Origin of the sequence: Citricoccus sp. NPDC055426 (assembly GCF_040677445.1) — a bacterium.
Lineage (GTDB): Bacteria > Actinomycetota > Actinomycetes > Actinomycetales > Micrococcaceae > Citricoccus.
Window position 1 is genome coordinate 130,393 of record NZ_JBFARZ010000003.1, and the last position, 20,715, is coordinate 151,107.

General features: G+C 68.2%; 16 protein-coding genes. 10 read left to right on the forward strand and 6 right to left on the reverse strand.

Annotation, left to right across the window (positions count from 1 at the left end):
• Positions 1-6: 6 nt before the first annotated feature.
• The 3 genes from AB0K08_RS06385 to glyA are packed head-to-tail and all read right to left on the reverse strand — an operon-like array spanning position 7 to position 2,985.
• Positions 7-372 (reverse strand): sarcosine oxidase subunit delta, encoded by a 366-nt coding sequence (locus AB0K08_RS06385; protein WP_363352692.1) that lies wholly within the window; start codon positions 370-372, stop codon positions 7-9.
• Between the two features lie 23 nt (positions 373-395).
• On the reverse strand, positions 396-1,613 hold the full coding sequence (locus tag AB0K08_RS06390; RefSeq protein ID WP_363352693.1) for a sarcosine oxidase subunit beta family protein: 1,218 nt from the start codon (positions 1,611-1,613) through the stop codon (positions 396-398).
• Between the two features lies 1 nt (position 1,614).
• Complete coding sequence (gene glyA, locus AB0K08_RS06395) at positions 1,615-2,985, reverse strand: serine hydroxymethyltransferase (protein WP_363352694.1); 1,371 nt, start codon at positions 2,983-2,985, stop codon at positions 1,615-1,617.
• Between the two features lie 99 nt (positions 2,986-3,084).
• Here glyA and AB0K08_RS06400 point away from each other — a divergent pair, with 99 nt between their 5' ends.
• The 6 genes from AB0K08_RS06400 (at position 3,085) to AB0K08_RS06425 (ending at position 9,232) form a co-directional block, all read left to right on the forward strand.
• Positions 3,085-3,792, forward strand: coding sequence for a GntR family transcriptional regulator (locus AB0K08_RS06400; protein ID WP_363352695.1), 708 nt, complete (start codon positions 3,085-3,087; stop codon positions 3,790-3,792).
• 122 nt (positions 3,793-3,914) lie between these two features.
• On the forward strand, positions 3,915-5,699 hold the full coding sequence (locus AB0K08_RS06405; RefSeq protein ID WP_363352696.1) for a BCCT family transporter: 1,785 nt from the start codon (positions 3,915-3,917) through the stop codon (positions 5,697-5,699).
• The gene (locus tag AB0K08_RS06410; protein ID WP_363352697.1) at positions 5,696-6,508 is read left to right on the forward strand and encodes a creatininase; all 813 of its coding nucleotides are present in this window, start codon (positions 5,696-5,698) and stop codon (positions 6,506-6,508) included. Before AB0K08_RS06405 ends, AB0K08_RS06410 begins: the two co-directional genes overlap by 4 nt.
• 108 nt (positions 6,509-6,616) lie before the next feature.
• Positions 6,617-7,864: an aminopeptidase P family protein gene (locus AB0K08_RS06415; protein ID WP_363352698.1), complete on the forward strand. Its 1,248-nt coding sequence runs from the start codon at positions 6,617-6,619 to the stop codon at positions 7,862-7,864.
• 106 nt (positions 7,865-7,970) lie between these two features.
• Positions 7,971-8,813 (forward strand): IclR family transcriptional regulator, encoded by an 843-nt coding sequence (locus tag AB0K08_RS06420; protein ID WP_363352699.1) that lies wholly within the window; start codon positions 7,971-7,973, stop codon positions 8,811-8,813.
• Positions 8,810-9,232, forward strand: coding sequence for a cupin domain-containing protein (locus tag AB0K08_RS06425; RefSeq protein WP_363352700.1), 423 nt, complete (start codon positions 8,810-8,812; stop codon positions 9,230-9,232). Before AB0K08_RS06420 ends, AB0K08_RS06425 begins: the two co-directional genes overlap by 4 nt.
• 47 nt (positions 9,233-9,279) lie before the next feature.
• Here the strand turns inward: AB0K08_RS06425 and AB0K08_RS06430 are convergent, their stop codons facing one another.
• Complete coding sequence (locus tag AB0K08_RS06430; protein ID WP_363352701.1) at positions 9,280-10,104, reverse strand: IclR family transcriptional regulator; 825 nt, start codon at positions 10,102-10,104, stop codon at positions 9,280-9,282.
• 241 nt (positions 10,105-10,345) lie between these two features.
• A complete protein-coding gene (locus AB0K08_RS06435) occupies positions 10,346-11,116 on the reverse strand; it encodes an N-carbamoylsarcosine amidohydrolase (RefSeq protein WP_363352702.1) in 771 nt (256 codons plus the stop codon).
• A 528-nt stretch (positions 11,117-11,644) separates the two neighbouring features.
• Here AB0K08_RS06435 and AB0K08_RS06440 point away from each other — a divergent pair.
• From AB0K08_RS06440 to AB0K08_RS06455, 4 genes are all read left to right on the forward strand, one after another.
• Entirely contained in the window at positions 11,645-15,517 is a 3,873-nt protein-coding gene (locus tag AB0K08_RS06440) for a hydantoinase B/oxoprolinase family protein (RefSeq protein WP_363352703.1), read from the forward strand.
• 227 nt (positions 15,518-15,744) lie between these two features.
• On the forward strand, positions 15,745-17,166 hold the full coding sequence (locus tag AB0K08_RS06445) for an MFS transporter (protein WP_363352704.1): 1,422 nt from the start codon (positions 15,745-15,747) through the stop codon (positions 17,164-17,166).
• Between the two features lie 63 nt (positions 17,167-17,229).
• Entirely contained in the window at positions 17,230-18,579 is a 1,350-nt protein-coding gene (locus AB0K08_RS06450; RefSeq protein ID WP_363352705.1) for an MFS transporter, read from the forward strand.
• A gap of 114 nt (positions 18,580-18,693) precedes the next feature.
• Positions 18,694-20,019 carry an MFS transporter gene (locus AB0K08_RS06455; RefSeq protein ID WP_363352706.1) on the forward strand — a complete coding sequence of 442 codons (1,326 nt, stop codon included), beginning with the start codon at positions 18,694-18,696 and terminating at the stop codon, positions 20,017-20,019.
• A 21-nt stretch (positions 20,020-20,040) separates the two neighbouring features.
• Here the strand turns inward: AB0K08_RS06455 and AB0K08_RS06460 are convergent, their stop codons facing one another.
• Positions 20,041-20,709, reverse strand: a complete 669-nt coding sequence (locus AB0K08_RS06460; RefSeq protein ID WP_363352707.1) for a GntR family transcriptional regulator — start codon at positions 20,707-20,709, stop codon at positions 20,041-20,043.
• Between the last annotated feature and the right edge of the window lie 6 nt (positions 20,710-20,715).

Sequence of the window (20,715 nt, forward strand, 5' to 3'; positions counted from 1 at the left end):
CGGTGCTCACTGGTGGCCTCCGTGGTCGGTGGAAGGGTTGGTGGCGCTGGACGGGGTGGTCCGGGTGGAGTTGCCGTGTCCCGGGTCCGGCAGCTCCTCGGCGTCGGGGCGGGGCGTGCCGGCCGGATACGTGGCCGCGAACTCGTAGCTGCGGGTGTCCCGCAGGGCGTTGAACCACTTGCGGCAGCCGCCGCCGTGTTGCCAGCGCTCGGCGAACATCCCCTTGGGGTTGTCCCGGTAGAACAGGTACTCGGCCCAGCCCCGGTCGTCCAGGGAGTGGGGGTCCTCGGGGTAGGCGATGTGGGCCTGGCCCCCGTAGTGGAATTCGGTCTCGTTGCGCGGCCCGCAGTGCGGGCAGTCGATCAGCAGCATGGTTCTCTCCTGCCTGTACCTTCCTAGTGGGCCACGGCGGCGGCGCCGTGCTCGTCGATGAGATGTCCGGTCTCGAAGCGGTCCAGCGCGAACGGGGCGTTCAGCGGGTGGGCCTCACCGGTGGCGATGGTGTGGGCGAAGGTGTACCCGGAGGCCGGGGTGCCTTTGAAGCCACCCGTGCCCCAGCCGCAGTTGACGTAGAGCTCGTCGATCGGCGTGGTGGAGATGATGGGCGAGGCGTCGAAGGTGGTGTCCACGATCCCTCCCCAGGTGCGCAGCAGGTGCGCCCGGGAGAAGATCGGGAACAGCTCGACCGCGGCGGCCAGCTGCTCCTCGACCACGTGGAAGGCGCCGCGCTGCCCGTAGCCGTTGTAGGCGTCGAGCCCCGCGCCCATGACCAGCTCGCCCTTGTGTGCCTGGGAGACGTAGACGTGGACGTGGTTGGACATCACCACGGTGGGGTGCACCGGCTCGAAGAGCTCGGAGACCAGCGCCTGCAGGGGATGCGACTGGATCGGCAGCCGGAACCCGGCCAGGTCGGCGAGCACCGAGGAGTGCCCGGCGGCCGCCAGCGCCACCTTGCCGGCGTTGATGCGGCCGCGGGAGGTCTCCACGCCCACCACCCGGTTGCCGTCCTTGACGAAACCGGTGACCTCGCAGTTCTGGATGATGTCCACGCCCATCTCGTCGCACTTGCGGGCGAAGGCCCAGGCCACGTGGTCGTGCTTGGCGATCCCGGCGCGAGGCTGATAGGTGGCGCCCATGACCGGGTAGCGGATGTCGTCGCCGATGTTGATGATCGGGCACAGTTCCTTGACCTGCTGGGGGTCCAGCCACTCGGCGTCCACGCCGTTGAGCACGTTGGCGTTGACGCGGCGCTGGGACTCACGCACGTCCTGCAGGGTGTGGGCCAGGTTCATCACACCGCGCTGGGAGAACAGGAAGTCGTACTCCAGCTCCTCCGGCAGCCCCTCCCACAGCTTGAGGGAGTGCTCGTAGATCCCGGCGGACTCGTCCCAGAGGTAGTTCGAGCGGATGATCGTGGTGTTGCGGGCCATGTTGCCGCCGGCCAGCCAGCCCCGCTCGAGGATGGCGATGTTCGTCAGGCCGTGGTTCTTGGCCAGGTAGTAGGCGGTCGCCAGTCCGTGGCCGCCGCCGCCGACGATCACGGCGTCATAGCTCGGCTTGGGGTCCGGGTTGCGCCACAGGAAATCCGGGTGCTCGGGCAGCAGATCGGCCATGTCAGGCTCCCATCTGGGTGGAGTGCGGGGTCAGGTCGGGGTAGAGCGGGTGGGCGGCGGCCAGCGCGCGGGCGCGCTCGCGCAGTCCGGCGAGGGTCTCGGTCGGGACCTGGGGCACGACGCCGGCCCCGGCCTTCTCCGCGGAGGCGCCGGCTATCAGCGTCTCGGCGATGATGTCAGCGACCTCGCGGAAGGCCTCCTCCCCGAAGCCGCGGGTGGCCAGCGCCGGGGTGCCGATGCGCAGCCCCGAGGTGACCATCGGCGGGCGCGGGTCGAACGGCACGGCGTTGCGGTTGATGGTGATGTCCACGGCGGCGAGCAGGTCCTCGCCCTGCTGCCCGTCCAGCGCGGAGTCCCGCAGGTCCACGAGGACCAGGTGCACGTCCGTGCCACCGGTCAGCACGGTGACCCCGTGCTCGGCCACGTCCGGGCGGGTGAGCCGTTCGGCCAGGATCCGGGCGCCCGCCAGGGTGCGCTCCTGACGGTCCTTGAAGCCGTCCGAGGCGGCGATCCTGAAGGCCACGGCCTTGCCGGCGATCACGTGCTCGAGCGGCCCGCCCTGCTGGCCCGGGAAGACGGCGGAGTTGACCTTCTTGGCGATGTCGCCGTCGTTGGTCAGGATGATGCCGCCGCGCGGGCCGGCCAGGGTCTTGTGGGTGGTGGAGGTGACCACATGGGCGTGCGGCACCGGCGAGGGGTGCAGCCCGGTCGCCACGAGGCCGGCGAAGTGGGCCATGTCCACCATCAGGTAGGCGCCCACCTCGTCGGCGATCTCGCGGAAGCGGGCGAAGTCGAGCTGGCGGGGGTAGGCGGACCAGCCGGCGATGATGAGCTGCGGCTTGCTCTGACGGGCCAGGCGGGCGACCTCGTCCATGTCCACCTGGTGCGTGGCCTCGTCCACGCCGTACGCCACGATGTTGTACAGCCGGCCGGAGAAGTTGATCTTCATCCCATGGGTGAGGTGGCCGCCGTGCGCCAGGTTCAGGCCGAGCACGGTGTCCCCGGGGCGGATCAGCGCGTGCATGACGGAGGCGTTGGCCTGGGCGCCCGAGTGGGGCTGGACGTTGGCGTAGGCGGAGCCGAAGAGCTCCTTGACCCGCTCGATGGCGAGGGTCTCCACGGCGTCCACGTGCTCGCAGCCGCCGTAGTAGCGCCGGCCGGGGTAGCCCTCGGCGTACTTGTTGGTCAGCACGGAGCCCTGGGCCTGCATGACGGCGGCGGCGGTGTGGTTCTCCGAGGCGATCATCTCGAGGCCTCCGCGCTGGCGGTGCAGCTCGGCGTCGATGTGGCCGGCGATCTCCGGGTCCAGTTCCGCCAGGGAAGCGGTCAGTTCGGCGGGTACGGTCTGGGCAGACTCACGGGTCTGGGTCACGATGCCTCCTGGGGCGAAGCTGAAAGACAACTGATATATCAAGCTGCGACCAAGAGTATGATGAGGATCACAACCCGTCAACACCCCCCGAAGGACACCATGACCACCGCCACGGATCGCGGCCACCAGGACGCCGACCGGGACGTCACCCCAGACGCCACCCCAGACGCCACCCAGGGACTCTCACTCGCCGAACAGGCCTACCGCGCCCTCCGCGACCGGCTGATCATGCTGGACATCGCCCCGGGCGAGCCCCTGCACGAGGGGCAGCTGGTGACCGAACTCGGATACGGCCGCACCCCGCTGCGGGAGGCCATGAAGCGCCTGGAGACGGACCACCTGGTGGTCTCCTACCCCCGCCGAGGGACGTTCGCCACCCGCGTGGACATCACCGAGCTGGCCACCGTCTCCGAGGTGCGCCAGCTCCTCGAGCCGCTCGCCGCCCGCAAGGCGGCCGGCAACGTGGACCCGGACACCCGGGCCGCGCTGCTGCAGGCCCGGGAGGGCATCGACCGACTCTCGCAGGACTCCCCCTGGCGGGACGTCATGGCCCTGGACCTGGCCGTACACCGGCTGATCTACCGCACCGCCGGGAACCACCACCTCGAGGAGTCGCTGATCCGCCTGGACAACCTCGCCACCCGGATCTGGTGCGTGGTGGTGGACCGCCTCCCGGACGTGGCCGGCCATATCCGGGAGCACCTCGGCCTGCTCGACGCCATCCTGGACGGCGACCAGGACCGGGCGGAATCCATCGCCGCCGAACACGTCCGCCACTTCGACGCGGCGGTCCGCGGCGCCATCTGAGGCTCATCCCGCCCAGGGCTTGACTGTGACCTGAGCCACTGTCATTCTTTAGCGCAACCGCGTTGCCTTTAGTGCAACAAACTGCGGACAGTCAGCGACTGCGCCCCCTGGAGGACGTCGACATGCCCACCCCTGAGAATCACGAGACGGACGCCGTCGGTACCACCACCCTGGCGGGCCCGGCCACGGCCACCGAGGACAGCCCGGCCGCAGCGAACACCCGGACCGTCACCCTGCCGCGGTTCCGCGGCCGCATCATCCCCACCCTGGACCGGACCATCATCATGGTCCTGCCGCCCGTCCTGATCATCGCCGCCGTGGTGGCCGTGACGGTCAACCCGGAGGGCGCCGCCGCCCTCATCGGGCGGCTGCGGACCTTCGTCACCGGCGGATTCACCTGGTGGTTCGTGGCCTACTCCCTCATCGCCGTCGGCGTCTGCGCCTGGCTGTGCATCAGCCGGGTCGGCAAGGTGCGCCTCGGCGGACCCAAGGCCCGGCCGGAACACAGCAACTTCGCCTGGTACTCCATGCTCTTCGCCTGCGGCCAGGGCATCGGCCTGATCTTCTGGTCGCTGGCCGAGCCGATCATGCTGCGCGAGGAGACCCCCGTCATCCCCACGGGTGCCAATCCGGGCGAGGGCGGACTGGTCTGGACGTACTTCCATTGGGGCCTGACCGCCTGGGCCATGTACTGCGTGGTCGCCGTCTGCCTGGCCTACTCCCACCACAACCTCGGCAAGACCCTCACGTTCCGCGAGGCGACCGTGGACATCCTGCCGAAGCGCGCCCAGCGTCCGGCCGGCGTCGTGGTCGAACTGCTGGCCATCATCGCCACCGTGCTCGGCCTGGCCACCTCCTTCGGCTTCGCGGCGATGCAGTTCACCTCCGGAGCCGTCAACGCCTTGCCCTTCGAGGCCAGCCCCCTGGTGTGGGCGATCGTCATCATCGCGCTGGGCCTACTCACGGCCGTCTCCGCCTTCCTCGGCGTCAACAAGGGCATGAAGCGCATCAGCGAGACCAACTCCATCCTGAGCATCGTGCTGGTCGTCGCCGTGTTCGTCTTCGGTCCCACGGTCTACATCCTCTCCAACATGACCCAGACCTTCGGCTCCTTCTTCCAGCACTTCATCCCGATGAGCTTCTGGGCGGAGGCGGAGGGCACGGGCGCTCCGCTGGCCGACTGGCAGGACAGCTGGAGCGGCTGGTGGACGGTCTTCATCTGGTGCTGGGTCATCGCCTTCTCGCCCTTCGTGGCCGGATTCATCGCCCGGATCTCCCGCGGCCGCACCATCCGCGAGTTCGTCCTGGGCGTGACCATCATCCCGTCCCTGATCGTCATGGTCTGGGTGGCCGTCATCGGCTCCGCGGGCATCCACTACGACAACGAGTCGGGGCAGATCTCCGCGGACGCCGCGGCGGACACCTCCTCCGCCCTGTTCTCCATGCTGGAGATGGTCCCGTGGATCGGCACGCTGCTGGTCATCGTTGCGACCGTCCTGGTGGCCACGTACTACATCACGTCCCTGGACTCCGGGACCTACGCCCTCGCAGAGTTCGTCTCGGCCCCGAAGAAGTCGGGCCCCTGGTTCCGCGTGGTCCTGGTGGCCTCCATCGCCACCGTCGCCCTGGTGCTGCTGTCCATCGGCGGGGTCAACGCCGTGGACACGGTCCAGACCGGGACCATCATCGGAGGCTTCCCGTTCTCCTTCGTGATCGTACTGATGATCATCAACCTGATCCGGCGGCTGCGGTCCCGCACCGCGGCCACCCGCCAGCTCGAGAAGGACATCAACGATCCTGAGCCCCGCGCGGAGGACGCGCTGTGCGACGAGGACGGCATCCCGCGCCACGATCCGCGCCTCGGCGTGGGGCCCGGCACCTACGTGGATCCGCAGGACATCTCATGACCGAGAAGACACCGCAGCCGCAATCCGAGGTCCGGCTCTCCCACACGGACGCCTTCACCTACCGCGACTGGGTGGCCACCGGCCGGGCCACGGCGCTGGTCCCGGTGGGCGCCCTCGAACAGCACGGCCCCCACCTGCCCCTGGGCACGGACGCCCTGCTGTCCACCGCGATCGCCGAGGCCGTGGCCCGGCGGACCGGGGCCCGGGTGGCGCAGCCCCTGACCTACGGCTACAAGTCCCAGCAGAAGTCCGGCGGCGGAAACCACCTGCCCGGCACGGTCAGCCTGGACGCCGCCACCCTCATCGGGGTCACCCGGTGCGTGGTGACCAGCCTGTTGGCCCAGGGCGTCCAGCACGTGGCCCTGCTCAACGGGCACTATGAGAACTACCAGTTCCTCTACGAGGGGGTCGACCTGGCCCTCGGGGACCTCGGGCTGTCCGCGGAGGACGGGCCCGGCGTGGTGCTCCTCTCCTATTGGGACTACGTCTCCGAGCAGACCCTCGAGGCCGTCTACCCGGACGGATTCCCCGGCTGGGACATCGAGCACGGCGGCGTCTTGGAGACCTCGCTCATGCTCCACCTGGAACCCGGACTGGTGCAGCTCGATCGCGCCGTGGACCACCCGCCGGCCGCCCTGCCGCGCTTCGACCGGCTCCCCGTGGTGGCGGGCCGCACCCCCGAGACCGGCTGCCTGTCCGCGCCTACCGGCTCTGACGCCGGCAAGGGCCAGCTCATGTTCGAGCAGGTCGTCGCCGACCTCTCGGCCGACCTGACGGCCGAGCTCGGCCTACCCACCCCCACCACCTGAAACCAACCACCTGAATGGCGCGTCAACCCCTTGACGTGACGCGCACCACAGGGTCACAATCAATGCAACCCCGTTGCAATCAATGCAACTTAGAACGAGGAGATCCCCATGACGTCCACCGCGAACTCCGTTTCGGACCTTGAGCGCCTGAAGACCCTGCACAACGGTTCCAAGCAGCAGCTGACCTTCTCGGACGCCGAGTTCGAACGGCGCCTGACCGGCCTGCGCCGGATCATGGCCGAGAAGTCCCTGGACGCCGTCATCCTGACGAGCTACCACGGCATCAAGTACTACTCCGACTTCCTCTACACCACCTTCGGTCGCAACTACGCGCTGGTGGTGACCGCCACCAACTCGACCACCGTGACAGCGAACATCGACGCGGGCATGCCCTGGCGCACCAGCTACGGCGAGAACATCGTGTACACGGACTGGAAGCGGGACAACTTCTACTACGGCCTGCAGGAGGCCCTGAGGCGGGACGGCGTGAAGGCCTCCCGGATCGGCGTCGAGGATGACTTCCTGCCGGGCCTGACCCGCCAGCGCATCCAGGACGCCTTCGGTGGCGCCGAGCTGCTGGACGTCTCCCAGGACGCCATGCGCCAGCGCATGATCAAGTCCCCGGAGGAGATCGAGGTCATCAAGCACGGCGCCCGCATCGGTGACCTGGGCGGCGAGGCCATCAAGGCCGCCATCCGTGAGGGCATCACCGAGTACGAGGTCGCCCTGATCGGCACCGAGGCGATGGTGCATGAGATCGCCAGGACCTTCCCGCACCGCGAGGTCCGGGACACCTGGGTCTGGTTCCAGTCCGGCATCAACACGGACGGCGCCCACAACTGGGCCACCACCCGCCAGCTGCAGCGCGGGGACATCCTGTCCCTGAACTGCTTCCCCATGACCTCCGGCTACTACACCGCCCTGGAACGCACGCTGTTCCTCGGCCAGCCGGACGAGCGCAGCCTCGAGCTGTGGAACGTCAACGTGGAGGTCCACCGCGCCGGCCTCGAGCTGATCAAGCCCGGTGCGGTCTGCAAGGACATCGCGCATGCGCTGAACGAGATCTACATCGGCCACGGCCTGCTGCCCAACCGCACCTTCGGCTACGGCCACTCCTTCGGCGTGCTCTCCCACTACTACGGGCGAGAGGCCGGCCTGGAACTGCGCGAGGACATCGACACCGTGCTGGAACCGGGCATGGTGGTCTCCATGGAGCCGATGATCACCGTCATGGACGGGGAGCCCGGCGCCGGCGGCTACCGCGAGCATGACATCCTCGTGATCGGCGAGGACGGCGGTGTCGAGAACATCACCAAGTTCGGCTTCGGCCCCGAGAACAACATCATCGACGCCTGACGGGCGCCGCTTCCGGCCATGGCCTGAGGTCCCCTTCCGGGGCCTCAGGCCATGGCATTCTGGGGACGGGGCGCAGCCCCAGCACCGAGTTCCGGGAGGATCCACCATGAGCACCAGCAACACCGGGCACGACGCCGGCCCCACCGGTTCCGCTCCGGCGTCCGATGACGCCGTGGGCGAGCGGGGCACCGGTGGAGCGCGCGGCGCCTCCGTGATCGTCAACGTCCTGCAGGTCATCCGTTGCTTCACCGTGGACGAGCCGGTCCTGGGCGTCACGGAGATCGCGGCCCGGGTGGGACTGCACAAGTCCAGCGTGTCCCGGATCCTGGCCACGCTCGAGCAGGAACAGGTCGTGGAACGGGAGGAGGCCTCGCGCAGGTACCGCCTCGGCCTGGGCCTGATCGCCGTGGCGGGTCCCCTGCTGGCCAACCTGGACGTGCGCCGCGTGGCCATGGACGATCTGCGAGAGCTCTCCGCGGAGACCGCCGAGACGGCGGCCCTGAGCATCTGGGACGGCACCGCCGCGGTGACGGTGGAGCAGGTCCCCAGCCGGCAGCAGGTCAAGCACACCTCCGTGCTGGGCAGCCGCTACGCCACCGGGCTGAGTGCGAGCGTCCAGGTCTTCCTGGCGCACGAGCCCCCGGAGCACGTCCGTGGCCTCGTGGACTCCGGGCGGATCCGTTTCGACGTCCCCACGGATCCGGATGACTTCCTGGCACGACTCGCCGCCGTCCGGGAGCTGGGCCACGCCGTGAACCTCGGCGAGACCTCGCCGGATGAGGTGGGCATCTCCGCACCCGTGACGGACCACCGCGGTCAGGTGGTGGCCGCCGTGCTGCTGGCAGCCCCGCACTACCGGGTGCCGGACGAGCAGATCCCCTCGCTGGCCGCCGCGTGCCGAGACACCGCCCGGCGCATCTCCCTGCGCCTGGGAGCCGCCCTCCCATGAGCTCCGGGGCGGACATCGAGCGGGTCGGGGCCGGCACCTTCGACCACACCCTCCACGGTGGTTCCGGTCGCACCACGATCCAATTCCACTTCGCCGGTGAGATGGAAATGCCGGTGGCGGTCCAGACGTGGGTCCTGGAGCCGGGAGCCAGCGAGGGAACGCACGCCCACGACCGCGGGGGTCAGGAGCTGGAGGAGTTCTACCTCGTCCTGTCCGGCGAGGCGGAGATGCACCTCGACGGAACCCTCCACATCCTCCACCCCGGAGACTCGGCGCTGTGCCCACCCGCCGCCCGTCGCGGGGTCGCCAACCCCGGGCCGGACGAACTTCGGCTGCTGGTGGTCTGGGGCCCACCCGGCGCGGCGGACTTCTCCGGCTTCGGCACCTATCAGAAGGCGTTGGTCGCTCGGGGGTCCTGACCCTTCAGGGGCCGTCCGGGATCGAGAGTCCCTGCCCCGCCCGCCTACTACTCCGGGCCCTCCGCCTCGGGGGCCCAGCCCAGGCGGGCGCACACGGTAGCGGCGGCCCGCCGGACCGCGGCGGCCAGGTCGGCCTGATTGCCCCGGTACTGGACCCGGGACCGCGGGGCACTGACGGTGATGCACCCGACGATCTTGCCGCGGTAGTCCCGCACCGGGACGGAGACGCCGTACTCCTCGAAGGTGGTCTCGCCGTCATTGACCGCCTCACCCGCCTCGCGGACGATGTCGAGGTGGCGGAAGACCGGGTCATCCCCCGGACCGGAGTAGCCCTCCCGCTCCACGGCCCCGCTGCGCAGCAGTCGGTCCACCTCGGATGCCGGAAGTTCAGCGAGGAATACCCGCACCGAGGAGCTCGCGAACTTGGCGTACCGGGTGCCGATGGTCGCACTGTGCTTGACCTGGTGCGGACTGGCCACCTGCTCCACCACGATCGCCGCGGACCCGTTCCACACGGCCAGGGCCGCAGTCTCCCCCGTGGACTGCGTCAGTTCCTCGAGGTGTGGCAGCGCCGCCCGGCGGACGTCCAACTCGGACAACAACGGGCCGGCGAGGCCGATCAGGCCCAGTCCCAGCCGATACCTCCCCGAGTCCAGATCGCGCTGGACGTAGCCGGCCTCGGTGAGCCCGGCGAGCATGCGGGACACGGTGCTCTTGTGCAGTCCGACGATCTCGGAGATCTCGGTGACGCCGAGCAGTGGTCGGGTGGTGGCGGAGAACGCCTCCAGCACGGACAGTCCGTTGAGCAGTGAGGCCGCGGCTCCCTGCGGCTTCTCCGCGGCCGGCGCGGGGTCCGGTGCGGTGTCCGGCATGTCATTCCTCTCGGCTGATGGTCGACGCCCGGCCGGGCGGATGACGTGACGCCGGCGGTCGTGCCCCCATGCTAGCGGCGGCCGGGATTCCGGCCTTCCGGCGGGGGATGGATGCCGCCGGCCTGCGCCCGCGGGACCTGCATGTCCTCACCGGACTGCGGCAGCCCGGCACCCGCTGAGGGTGCCGGACTGCTGCCTGACCGGGACGGGGCCGGGCCCAGGGCACCGGCAGGACAAGGGCTCAGGCCGGGTCCGCGGGGGCCTGGACCTCGGGCTGGGGGTCCGAGAGAGTCTTCGGGACCGTGTCCTCGAACTGCGGGAGTTTGTTCAGGTACTCCACCACCGAATCCGTGGGCTCCACGTCGCCGAACTTGTTGTCGATGTCGTAGAGGTTCCACTGCACGACGCCCGGGACACGGTCGCCGATGGTCTCCCGGGGGATGATCGGACGGAAGCCCTTCGCGATCGCGTCCTCAACGGTGTGGCGCACACAGCCGGCCGCAGTAGCACCGGTCACGATCAACGTGTCGATGCGGTTGGAGGTCAGGAAGAGCTCGAGGTTCGTCCCGGGGAACGCCGAGGCGCGGTTCTTCTCGATCACGACCTCGCCGTGTGCGGGCGCGATGCGGTCATCGATCTGTGCCCAGTAGGAATCCGCCGGAAGGGTCTCGGTGGGGATCTTCGAGTACCACAGGCCCATGTCGTTGGTGCCAGAGGTGGCGTCGCGGTTGCGGTAGACGTTCGTGGTGTAGAAGACCGGGACTCCCTTGGCTCGCGCGGCCTCGTTGATCCGCTGGACGTTCGGGATGATCTCCTCCATCCCCGGGCAGCTGAAGGGGTGGCCCGAGCGGGTCCAGGCGTTCGCCAGGTCGATGTGGATGACGGCGGGGCGGTTGCCGTAGCCGATCCGACGCGTGAAGCCGCGCTCGTCGTAGATCCCCCGGCCGGCTTCGAACGCCTCCTCCAGCACTGCTGCAAGGCGGGCCTCGATGTCATTGGACGTCACGGTCATGGCTCTCTCCATTCTCGAAATTCATGTGTTGCTGGTTGAGCAACTGAGTTGCTGTGATTGGCACTGTAGCGCACGAAACTTTCCGGCGCCAGAGGAGATCCGGTCCGCATTCGGGCCAACCTCCGGCAGTGCGCAGCGAGCTCGCCACCCCAGGGGCAAGGGGCATCTTCTGCCTGAAACACAGAATTAACGCCCCGGTGATTGCGCCCGTGTTGCAGTGAGAGGACTCTTGTTGGAGTGAAGACAACATCAATCCGCAGAACCTTCCGTGGCCCACACCAACAGCAACGGCAAGGCCCTGCGGTCCGCAGTTCAAGAATGTCGCGCTCAAACTATTGCGCGTTGCTTGCCAGAGAACTAGATTGCTCAGCACGCAACCAGCTGTGACGGTTGTCACGGCGGAGTTCCGGGGACGAGGCCCGGCCCAACGAACCGCGGCACCCCGTGGGGCAGTACTCATGGCCCCCTCACCCCAGCCCCTCTTCCATCCACTCCAGTTCTGAACACGTCCCATCGAAAGGACCCATCATGAAGCGCATCGGAGTAGACGTCGGCGGTACGTTCACCGACCTGTATTTCTCGGACGATGCACAGCGCATCGCCGTTGTGGAGAAAGTCCCCTCAACCCCCCACGACCCCTCCGAGGCGGTGGTACTGGGCATCAAGAAGCTCTGCGAGAAGGCGGGGATCTCCCTGGCCGAGGTCGACCAGGTGGTCCACGGGACAACCGTGGCCACCAACACGGCACTGACGCATACCGGAGCCGAGGTCGGGATGATCACCACCGAGGGTTTCCGGGACATCCTGCACATCGCGCGCCACAAGAAGCCGCATAACTTCTCGCTTCAACAGGACCTGCCCTGGCAGACCAAGCCGCTGGTGAAGCGCCGCCACCGGTTGACCGTCAAGGAACGCATCACCGCCCCGAAGGGCGAGGTGCTCGTCCCCCTGGACGAGGACGAGGTCCGCGAGCGCGTGCGCGAACTGAAGGCGGCCGGCGTCGAGGCCATCGCCGTCTGTCTGCTGCACTCCTACCTCAATCCGGAACACGAGCGGCGCATCGGTCAGATCGTCACCGAAGAGTTTCCCGAGGCCTTCCTCTCGCTCTCCAGTGACATCGTTCCCCTCTACCGCGAGTACGAGCGCTTCTCCACCACCGCGCTCAATGCCTTCGTGGGTCCGCGTGTCTCCCGCTACCTGGACCGTCTGCAGACCGAGGCCGTGGCGATGGGCTACGGCAAGGAGATCCTTCTCATGCAGTCCTCGGGCGGCATGGTCCCCATCAAGGAAGCCGCCAAGCGGCCCGTCACCCTGATGATGTCCGGACCGGTCGGCGGCCTGATCGGCGGTGTCTGGGCCGGCAAGCAGTCTGGATTCGGCAACGTGGTGACCCTGGACATCGGCGGCACCTCCGCGGACATCGGGGTCGCCTACCAGGGCGAACTGCGCATGCGCCACCTGCTGGACACCAAGATCGGCGACCACCAGGCCATGGTGCCCATGGTGGACGTGGACACCATCGGCGCTGGCGGCGGCTCCATCGCCTACGTGGATGCCGGTGGTGTCTTCCGCGTGGGACCGCAGTCGGCCGGCGCCACGCCCGGACCGGTCTGCTACGGCAAGGGCGGCACCGAGCCGACCTCCACGGACGCCCAAGCCCTGCTCGGACGCATGCGGCCGGACCGGCTACTGGCCGGCTCCGGGATCGACCTGGACTTCAAGGCGGCGCATGCGGCCATGGGCACGCTCGCGGAACAGTTGAACATGTCCGTGGAGGAGGCCGCCCTCGGCGCCCTGCAGATCCAGAAGTTCGGCATGACCCAGGCCATCGAACAGAACTCGGTGCGCCGCGGCTACGATCCGCGTGACTTCACCCTGGTGGCAGCCGGCGGCGCCGGCGCCCTGTTCGCCTGCGAGATCGCCGCCGAGCTCGAGGTCCCCCACGTGCTGGTCCCTGCCCACCCCGGCATCATCGCCGCCACCGGCCTGTTGGCCACCGACGAGCAGTACGAGTTCGTGGCGACCCAGCGCTTCCGCTTCACCGAGGCCGACCCAGCCGCCATCCAGGCGTCCTACGAGGGCCTCGAGGCCCAAGCCGTCAAGCAGCTGGACGTTGAGGGCTTCGCGGCGGATCGCCGCAAGATCGACTGGCTCGCCGATGCCCGCTATGAGGGCCAGGGATACGAGATCCGCTTCGATGTCCCCGAGGGGCCGGTGGACGCCGCCTGGCTGGCCCGCGCCGAGGAGGCCTTCCACGAGGCGCACTTCGAGGAGTATGGACACCGTTTCAAGGACGGCACGGTGGAGATCATCAACATCCGCGTGGAGGCTTCCGGTCTCATGGACGAGCTCCCGACGCCGGCGCCCGCCCAGGGCGCCGACCTTGCCGAGGCGCTGCTCGAGACGCGCAAGGTCGTCTTCGACGTGGACGGCAAGCCCACCTCCGTGGACACCCACTTCTACGACCGGGACAGGATGGGCGTCGGCACCGCTTTCGAGGGCCCGGCCGTCATCGAGCAGTACGACACCACCACCGTGGTCCCTCCGGGATTCTCAGGAGTGGTGGACGAGGCCGGCAACATTGTCATCACCTGCCCGTCGGCCGTGGAGACGGCCGAGAAGCTGGCCACCCCGATCCTCATGCGCGTGATCGGCGGTGCCCTGAACTCCGCTGCCAAGGAGATGGCCTCCGTCCTGTTCCGGATGTCCTACTCCTCGATCATCCGCGAGTCCGAGGACCTCGGCGCCGGCCTGTTCGACAAGGACGGCAACGTGCTGGCCGAGTCGGACTCCACCCCCATGTTCATGGGCTCCATGCCCAAGATCGTCAAGGGAGTGATGTCCGTGCTGGGCGAGGGCATCCACGAGGGGGATGTCATCCTGCACAACGATCCGTACCTGGGGGCCACCCACTCCCCCGACGTGGCGATCATCGAGCCGATCTTCCACTCCGGCGAGCTCGTCGGCTTCGCGGGCGCGTCCGGGCAGTTGATCGACAACGGCGGCGCCTTCTCCGGCCTGATGGTGGACATCCAGGACGTCCAGTCCGAGGGCACCATCTTCCGCGCCGTCAAGGTCTACGAGAAGGGCGTGCGTCAGGAGTCGCTGATCCGGCACATCCTCAACAACACCCGCACGCCCACCTCCAATGAGGGCGATTTCCAGGCCATGATCGCCGCCTGCGAACTCGCCAAGTCCCGGTACCTGGCCCTCGTGGACCGGTATGGGATCGGCGCGGTGCGGGATTCCGGCCAGTCCTGGATCGACTACTCCGAGCGGATGCTACGCCAGGAGATCGCCAAGATCCCGGACGGTGTCTACGAGACCGAAGTCGGCTACCTGGACGACGACGGCCGAAATTACGGCACGAAGCTGCCGATCGCGGTCAAGGTCATCGTGGAGGGCGACGAGATCACCTATGACCTCACCGGATCCTCCCAGCAGGTTCCCACCGCCTACAACTGCGCCTTCGAGGGCACTACGGTCTCAGCCTTCACGTTCATCACCCGCATGATCTTCCTGGACGAGGTTGCCTTCCCGGTCTTCGTGCCGCAGAACGAGGGGATGCTCAAACCCCTGAAGGTCATCGCCCCCGAGGGCACGATCTTCAATCCGACCTACCCGGCCGCCACGTTCTCCCGCTTCTCGCAGGTCCAGCGTGCCGTGGACCTGGCCCTGCGGGCCCTGGCTCCAGTGATCCCGGAGCGGGTGACGGCCGGCAACTCGGCCCACATCCATTTCATGTCCTACTCGGGATGGGACGAGAACGCCGGCGAGTACTGGGTCTATCTCGAGGTGAACGAGGGCTCCTATGGTGCCCGCTCCAGAAGTGACGGCCCAGACTCGGTGGACAACCTCATCGCCAACACCCGGAACAACCCGATCGAGGAGCTGGAGTGGCGGTTCCCGATGCGGACCGATCGTTACGAGCTGCGCGATGAGCCCGCCGCGGCCGGCGAGTTCCGCGGCGGCATCGGCATCGTCCGGGAGAACACCTTCCTGACGGACACCATCATCACGTGCGAGGGCGAGCGCCACGATTCGGACGTCCCCTGGGGCTTCGACGGCGGCCACGACGGCCTCAATGCCTCGCTCGTGAAGAATCCGGGCCGCGAGGGCGAGGAGTCCTGGCCCTCCAAGGTCACCGGCTGGCAGCTCAAGGCCGGTGATTCGATCGCCATCACCGTTCCGAGCGGCGGAGGGTTCGGCGACCCTGTCAAGCGCGATCCGTCCAAGGTGCTGGAGGACGTCTGCGACGGCTTCACCACGCGCGAGGCGGCCGAGCGGGACTACGGCGTGATCATCACCGGCAAGGACGGCGAACCGGCCTTGGACCTGGCCGCCACGGAAACCACACGAGCCGCGCTGCGGTCCGCACCGCTGCAGGACGTATATGCCTGATCCCGACTGATCACGGTTCAGCCACCGCCCCGTGCCGATCCGCCTCGTCCACGGCGAGGCGGGGCGGCACCCGGAGGGCGGGCCGCCATCGCCCCGGGCCACGGCCCGGACGGCTTCCCGCCCTCCCCTGCGTCACCCAGCATCACCCAGCATCACCCAGCATCCCCCGGCATCCCCCAGCATCCCCCAGCATCCCCCAGCATCAGCCTGAACTGACAGGAACCACCATGAGCACCTCGGAACACCTCCAGGACCCGCCGCAGGACAGGACGGTCACCTCCACGGCGGTCGCGGACTCGAAACCGCCCATGGCCCACGACGTCACGTCCCGTGACGTGAGGATCGCCTCGTGGATCTGCTTCTTCGCCTGGACCTTCGCCGTCTACGACTTCGTCCTCTTCGGGAACCTGCTGCCGCAGTTGGCCGCATCCCTGGGCTGGTCGGAGGCGCACTCCACGGAGGTCAACACCTGGGTTACCGCCGGCACCGCGCTGGTGGCCTTCGCCATCGGTCCGTTGACGGACAGGATCGGCCGCCGCAAGGGCATCCTGGTAGCCGTGGCCGGAGCGGCACTTGCCTCGCTCCTGACCGCCACCGTCGGCTGGGTCTACGGGCTCGCCGCGGGACTGGGCCTCGTCTTCCTCGTGGTGGTCCGTTCGATCGCCGGGCTGGGTTACGCCGAGCAGGCCATCAACGCCGCCTATCTCAACGAGATGTTCGCCCACCGCTACTCGGATCCGGCCAAGGCCAAGCGCCGCGGTCTGATCTACTCCCTCGTCCAGTCCGGCTGGCCGGTGGGTTCGGTCCTCGCTGCCTCCTCGGTATACCTGCTGTTCCCCATCGGAGGTTGGGAGTTGTGCTTCGCCGTCGCCGCCCTGCCCGCCGTCTTCATCCTCTGGGCCGGCCGCTGGCTCAAGGAGAGCCCCCAGTTCCTGCGCCGCAAGGAGGTGGACGAGCTGCGCCGGGCCGGGCAGATCGACGAGGCCCGCGAGCGCTCGGCCGCCTACGGCATCAGCATGGGAGAAGAGTCGTCCCCGATCACCGCTGTGTTCCGCGGCACGTCGCTGCGTCCCACACTCGTCATCGGCAGCTCGTTCCTGTTGAACTGGGTCGGCGTGCTGTCCTTCTCCATCCTCGGCACCTCGCTGCTGACGGCCGAGTCCGGCAAGAACATCAGCTTCGACAACGCCCTGACCATCCTGATCATCTCCAACGCGACCGCCTTCCTGGGCTACCTGTTCCACGGGTGGCTCGGTGACCGCATCGGCCGGCGCAACACGATCGGTCTGGCTTGGATCGTCTGCAGTCTGTGCTTCTTTGCCATGCTGCAGGCACCGGACGGCAACTTTCCGCTGATCGTGGCCTTGTACAGCGCCGGCCTGTTCTTCCTGATCGGCCCGTTCTCGGCCCTGCTGTTCTTCACGGGCGAATCCTTTCCGGTGCACACCCGCGCCACCGGCAGCTCACTCATCAACGCCTCCGGTCAGGTCGGCGCTATCGTCGGCGGCGTGCTCATCACCGCCACGCTGGCCGCCGGACAGAGCTGGGAGACCGCCACCCTGTGGTGGGGTTGCTTGCCCATCCTGGCCGCTGGGCTGCTGGTCTTCGCCGCGCCGAACGTGGATCCGCGAACCGTACGACCCGACTGACCGACAACCGAACCGCACCTGACAGACCGACCGACCCGACGCCGAGGACACCGAGGACACCACATGAGCAGCACGACCACGACAACCGCACAGCCGCCTGCCCTCCAGAAGGTCAGCCCCGAGCACCTCCGGAAAGTGGTCGGTGCTTCATTCGCCGGCACCGTCGTCGAATGGTTCGACTTCGCGATCTACGGCTTCATGGCCACCCACATCGCCGCCACCTTCTTCGCCTCCGATGACCCGGTGACCGGCCTGCTGGAGACCTTCGCGATCTTCGCCGTCGCCTTCGCACTTCGCCCGCTGGGCGGGATCGTCTTCGGCCGCCTGGGAGACCGGCTCGGCCGCAAGAAGATCCTGATCGTCACGGTCCTGCTCATGTCGGGATCGACGGCGGCCATCGGACTCATCCCCAGCCAGGAGTCCATCGGGATCTGGGCCGCCGTCCTGCTGGCCGTCGCCCGGTGCGTCCAGGGGCTCTCCGCCGGGGGCGAGTACGCCGGCGCCACCATCTACACCGTCGAGCACAGCCCGGACCACCAGCGCAACCGCTACTCCAGCGCGATGTCCGCGGCCACGTTCGTCTCCTTCGCCCTGGCCGCCGGCCTCGGGGCCCTGCTCAGTCTCGTCCTGCCGCTCGAGGTGATGGATGAATGGGGATGGCGCGTGCTGTTCCTGCTGTCCATCCCCATGGGCCTGGTCGCGTTCTACATCCGCTCCAAGCTGCACGAGTCACCGGAGTTCGAGGCCATGGTCAAGGACTCGGCCAACCGTCCGACGCTGAGCCTCCGCGAGGTCATCGACAGCCAGTGGGCGCAGATGCTCAAGCTCGGTGGCTTCGTCATGCTGACGGCCCTGTCCTTCTACATCTTCTCCACCTACATGGCGACCTTCCTCACCCAAGTGGTCGGGGTGAGCCAGGGCCACGCGCTGCTTTCCAGCCTCGTGGCGTTGCTGTTCGCCACGGGACTCTCTCCCGTCATGGGACGGCTCTCCGACCGGATCGGCCGGCGCCGTATCATGCAGATCTCCGCCGGACTGCTGACAGTGCTGACCATCCCCGCGTACATGTTGGCCGAGCTCGGCACCCTCGGAAGCGCCATGGCCAGTCAACTACTGATCGCCCTGGGCGCCGTCTCCGCCAACGTGGTGACCTCTGTGCTGATCTCCGAGATGTTCTCCACGGACGTGCGATACACGGCCTCCGGCCTGAGTTACAACGTCACCTATGCGCTCTTCGGCGGCACGGCCCCCTACCTGGCCACCTGGCTGGTGGCGACCACCGGCAATACGCTGGCCCCGGCCATCTACGTGACGGTCGTTGCAGTCATCGCCCTGATGGTCGTGTCCGTCTTCGTTCGCGAGACCGCCGGCAAACCCCTGCGCCGCTTCCACGACGACCCCGTGCAGCCCTGAACCACCGGCGGCCCTCCACCCCTTGACGTGACATCAATCACACCACCACACTGAGCCGGACAGCAAACCTTTGCAACCAGATTGCATTCAATGCAACACCGGAGATGATCCCCCATGACCAGTGCCACGACCCGGCCCACGCTCAGTGGCCAGACCCACACCCCGGTGGATGCCGCGACGCGTCGCCGCGTCATCGGTGCCAGCTTCATCGGCAACTTCGTCGAATGGTTCGACTACGCCATGTACGGCTACCTGGCGGTGACCATCTCCGCGGTGTTCTTCCCGGATTCAGACCCGGCCACCGGGCTGATGTTGACCTTCTCCCTCTTTGCCGTCTCGTTCCTCGTCCGGCCCATCGGCGGTTTCATCTGGGGGCACATCGGAGATCGCTTCGGCCGGCGGGTCGCCCTGTCCTGGTCCATCCTGGTGATGTCCATCGCCACGTTCTGCATCGCCTTGATCCCCGGATATGCCACCATCGGCATCTGGGCCCCCCTGCTGTTGCTGCTGCTCCGGCTGGTTCAGGGCTTCTCAGCCTCCGGTGAGTACGCCGGCGCCTCGGCCTTCCTGGTCGAGTACGCCCCGCCGAAGCGCCGCGGGGTCTACGCCGCCGTCGTGCCGGCGAGCACGGCCACCGGGTTGCTGCTCGGTTCGCTCATCGCCACCGTCCTGACGGCCACCCTCGACAGCCAGCAGATGACCGACTGGGGCTGGCGCCTGCCGTTCCTGCTGGCCGCACCCATGGGCCTGATCGGCCGCTACATTCGGAACAAGCTGGAGGACACCCCCGCGTTCCGCGAGATGGCCCTCAAGGACGAAGCCGTCAAGGCGCCGGTCAGCTCCCTGTTCCGCGAGCACTGGGGCCGGCTCTTGCAGGCCGCCGGCGCCGTGCTGCTCAACGCGGTGGGCTTCTACGTCATCCTCAGCTACATGCCGACGTACCTCTCGGAGGAACTCGGCCTGGACCAGACATCCTCCTATGTGGCCACCACGGTGGCCCTGGCCACCTATATCGGCTTCATCTTCATCACCGGCACCCTCTCGGACCGCTTCGGTCGCAAGCGAATCCTCATCAGCGCCTCGGTCGCGTTCCTGATCTTCACCGTGCCGGCCTTCTACCTGCTGGGCACGGACAGCTTCATGGTCGTCCTGCTGCTGCAGATCCTGCTCGGCGGCATGCTCGCCCTCAATGACGGGACCCTGCCGAGCTTCCTGGCCGAGATGTTCCCCACCAAGGTTCGGTACACGGGCTTCGCCGTCAGTTTCAACCTCTCCAACGCCCTCTTCGGTGGCACGGCGCCGCTGGTGGCCACCTGGCTGATCGCCACGAGCGGCAATGACGTGGCCCCGGGTTGGTACCTGATGGCCGCCGCGGCGGTCTCCCTGGTGGCCGTGGCCCTGTCCCGCGAGACCAGCAAGGACCCCTTGCGCACCGAATGAGGCGCCGGACGAGGAGCGGCGTCAGGCGATCGAGGAGTCGGCCGACTCCTCGATCGCCTGGCCCACGGACATCAGGTGTTCGCGCATGGCCCGGGCCGCGTTCTCCGGCTCGCGGGCGCAGACGGCTTCGATGATGGCCAGGTGCTCGGGGAGGGACTGCCGCGAGCGCCCCGGCTTCGCGAACAGCCGGTACTGGAACCGGACGGCCTGGGCCCGGAGCCGGTCGATGGTGGCGGCGGCCGTCTGCTGGCCGGACAGCCGGATGAGCGTGGAGTGCAGCTCCGTGTTGCCCTGCGCGTAGGCGGCCTGGTCACCGGCCTCCACGGCCGCCTCCATGTCGCTGCCGATCCGCCGGAGCACCAGGGCCTCCTCGTCCGTGAGGCGGCGGGCCGCGCGGGCGGCGCACAGGGCCTCCAGGGCGGCACGGACCTCCACGATCTCGAGCGCCTCCTCGAGGGGGACGGAGCGCACGCGGGCACCCCGGTTCTGGATCCGCTCCACCACGCCCTCGACGGTCAGCTCGGACAGGGCCGTGCGCACATGCCCGCGGCTGGCCCCGTACATCTCGGCCAGGTCGGCCTCCACGAGCCGCTGGTTCGGCACGAGCTCGCCGGCGAAGATGGCGGAGCGGATCTGGTCGGCGACCGCGGTCGCGTTCACCGCGGAACTGGCCCGTGTTGCTGTAGCCACTGGAAA

Excerpts from the sequence above, each read along its gene's own strand:
- AB0K08_RS06390 (WP_363352693.1), bottom strand. The coding sequence starts at position 1,613 with ATGGCCGATCTGCTGCCCGAGCACCCGGATTTCCTGTGGCGCAACCCG.
- AB0K08_RS06410 (WP_363352697.1), top strand. The coding sequence starts at position 5,696 with ATGACCGAGAAGACACCGCAGCCGCAATCCGAGGTCCGGCTCTCCCAC.
- AB0K08_RS06455 (WP_363352706.1), top strand. The coding sequence starts at position 18,694 with ATGACCAGTGCCACGACCCGGCCCACGCTCAGTGGCCAGACCCACACC.
- AB0K08_RS06405 (WP_363352696.1), top strand. The coding sequence starts at position 3,915 with ATGCCCACCCCTGAGAATCACGAGACGGACGCCGTCGGTACCACCACC.
- AB0K08_RS06440 (WP_363352703.1), top strand. The coding sequence starts at position 11,645 with ATGAAGCGCATCGGAGTAGACGTCGGCGGTACGTTCACCGACCTGTAT.
- AB0K08_RS06430 (WP_363352701.1), bottom strand. The coding sequence starts at position 10,104 with ATGCCGGACACCGCACCGGACCCCGCGCCGGCCGCGGAGAAGCCGCAG.
- AB0K08_RS06400 (WP_363352695.1), top strand. The coding sequence starts at position 3,085 with ATGACCACCGCCACGGATCGCGGCCACCAGGACGCCGACCGGGACGTC.
- AB0K08_RS06445 (WP_363352704.1), top strand. The coding sequence starts at position 15,745 with ATGAGCACCTCGGAACACCTCCAGGACCCGCCGCAGGACAGGACGGTC.
- AB0K08_RS06435 (WP_363352702.1), bottom strand. The coding sequence starts at position 11,116 with ATGACCGTGACGTCCAATGACATCGAGGCCCGCCTTGCAGCAGTGCTG.
- AB0K08_RS06385 (WP_363352692.1), bottom strand. The coding sequence starts at position 372 with ATGCTGCTGATCGACTGCCCGCACTGCGGGCCGCGCAACGAGACCGAA.
- AB0K08_RS06450 (WP_363352705.1), top strand. The coding sequence starts at position 17,230 with ATGAGCAGCACGACCACGACAACCGCACAGCCGCCTGCCCTCCAGAAG.
- AB0K08_RS06420 (WP_363352699.1), top strand. The coding sequence starts at position 7,971 with ATGAGCACCAGCAACACCGGGCACGACGCCGGCCCCACCGGTTCCGCT.
- AB0K08_RS06425 (WP_363352700.1), top strand. The coding sequence starts at position 8,810 with ATGAGCTCCGGGGCGGACATCGAGCGGGTCGGGGCCGGCACCTTCGAC.
- AB0K08_RS06415 (WP_363352698.1), top strand. The coding sequence starts at position 6,617 with ATGACGTCCACCGCGAACTCCGTTTCGGACCTTGAGCGCCTGAAGACC.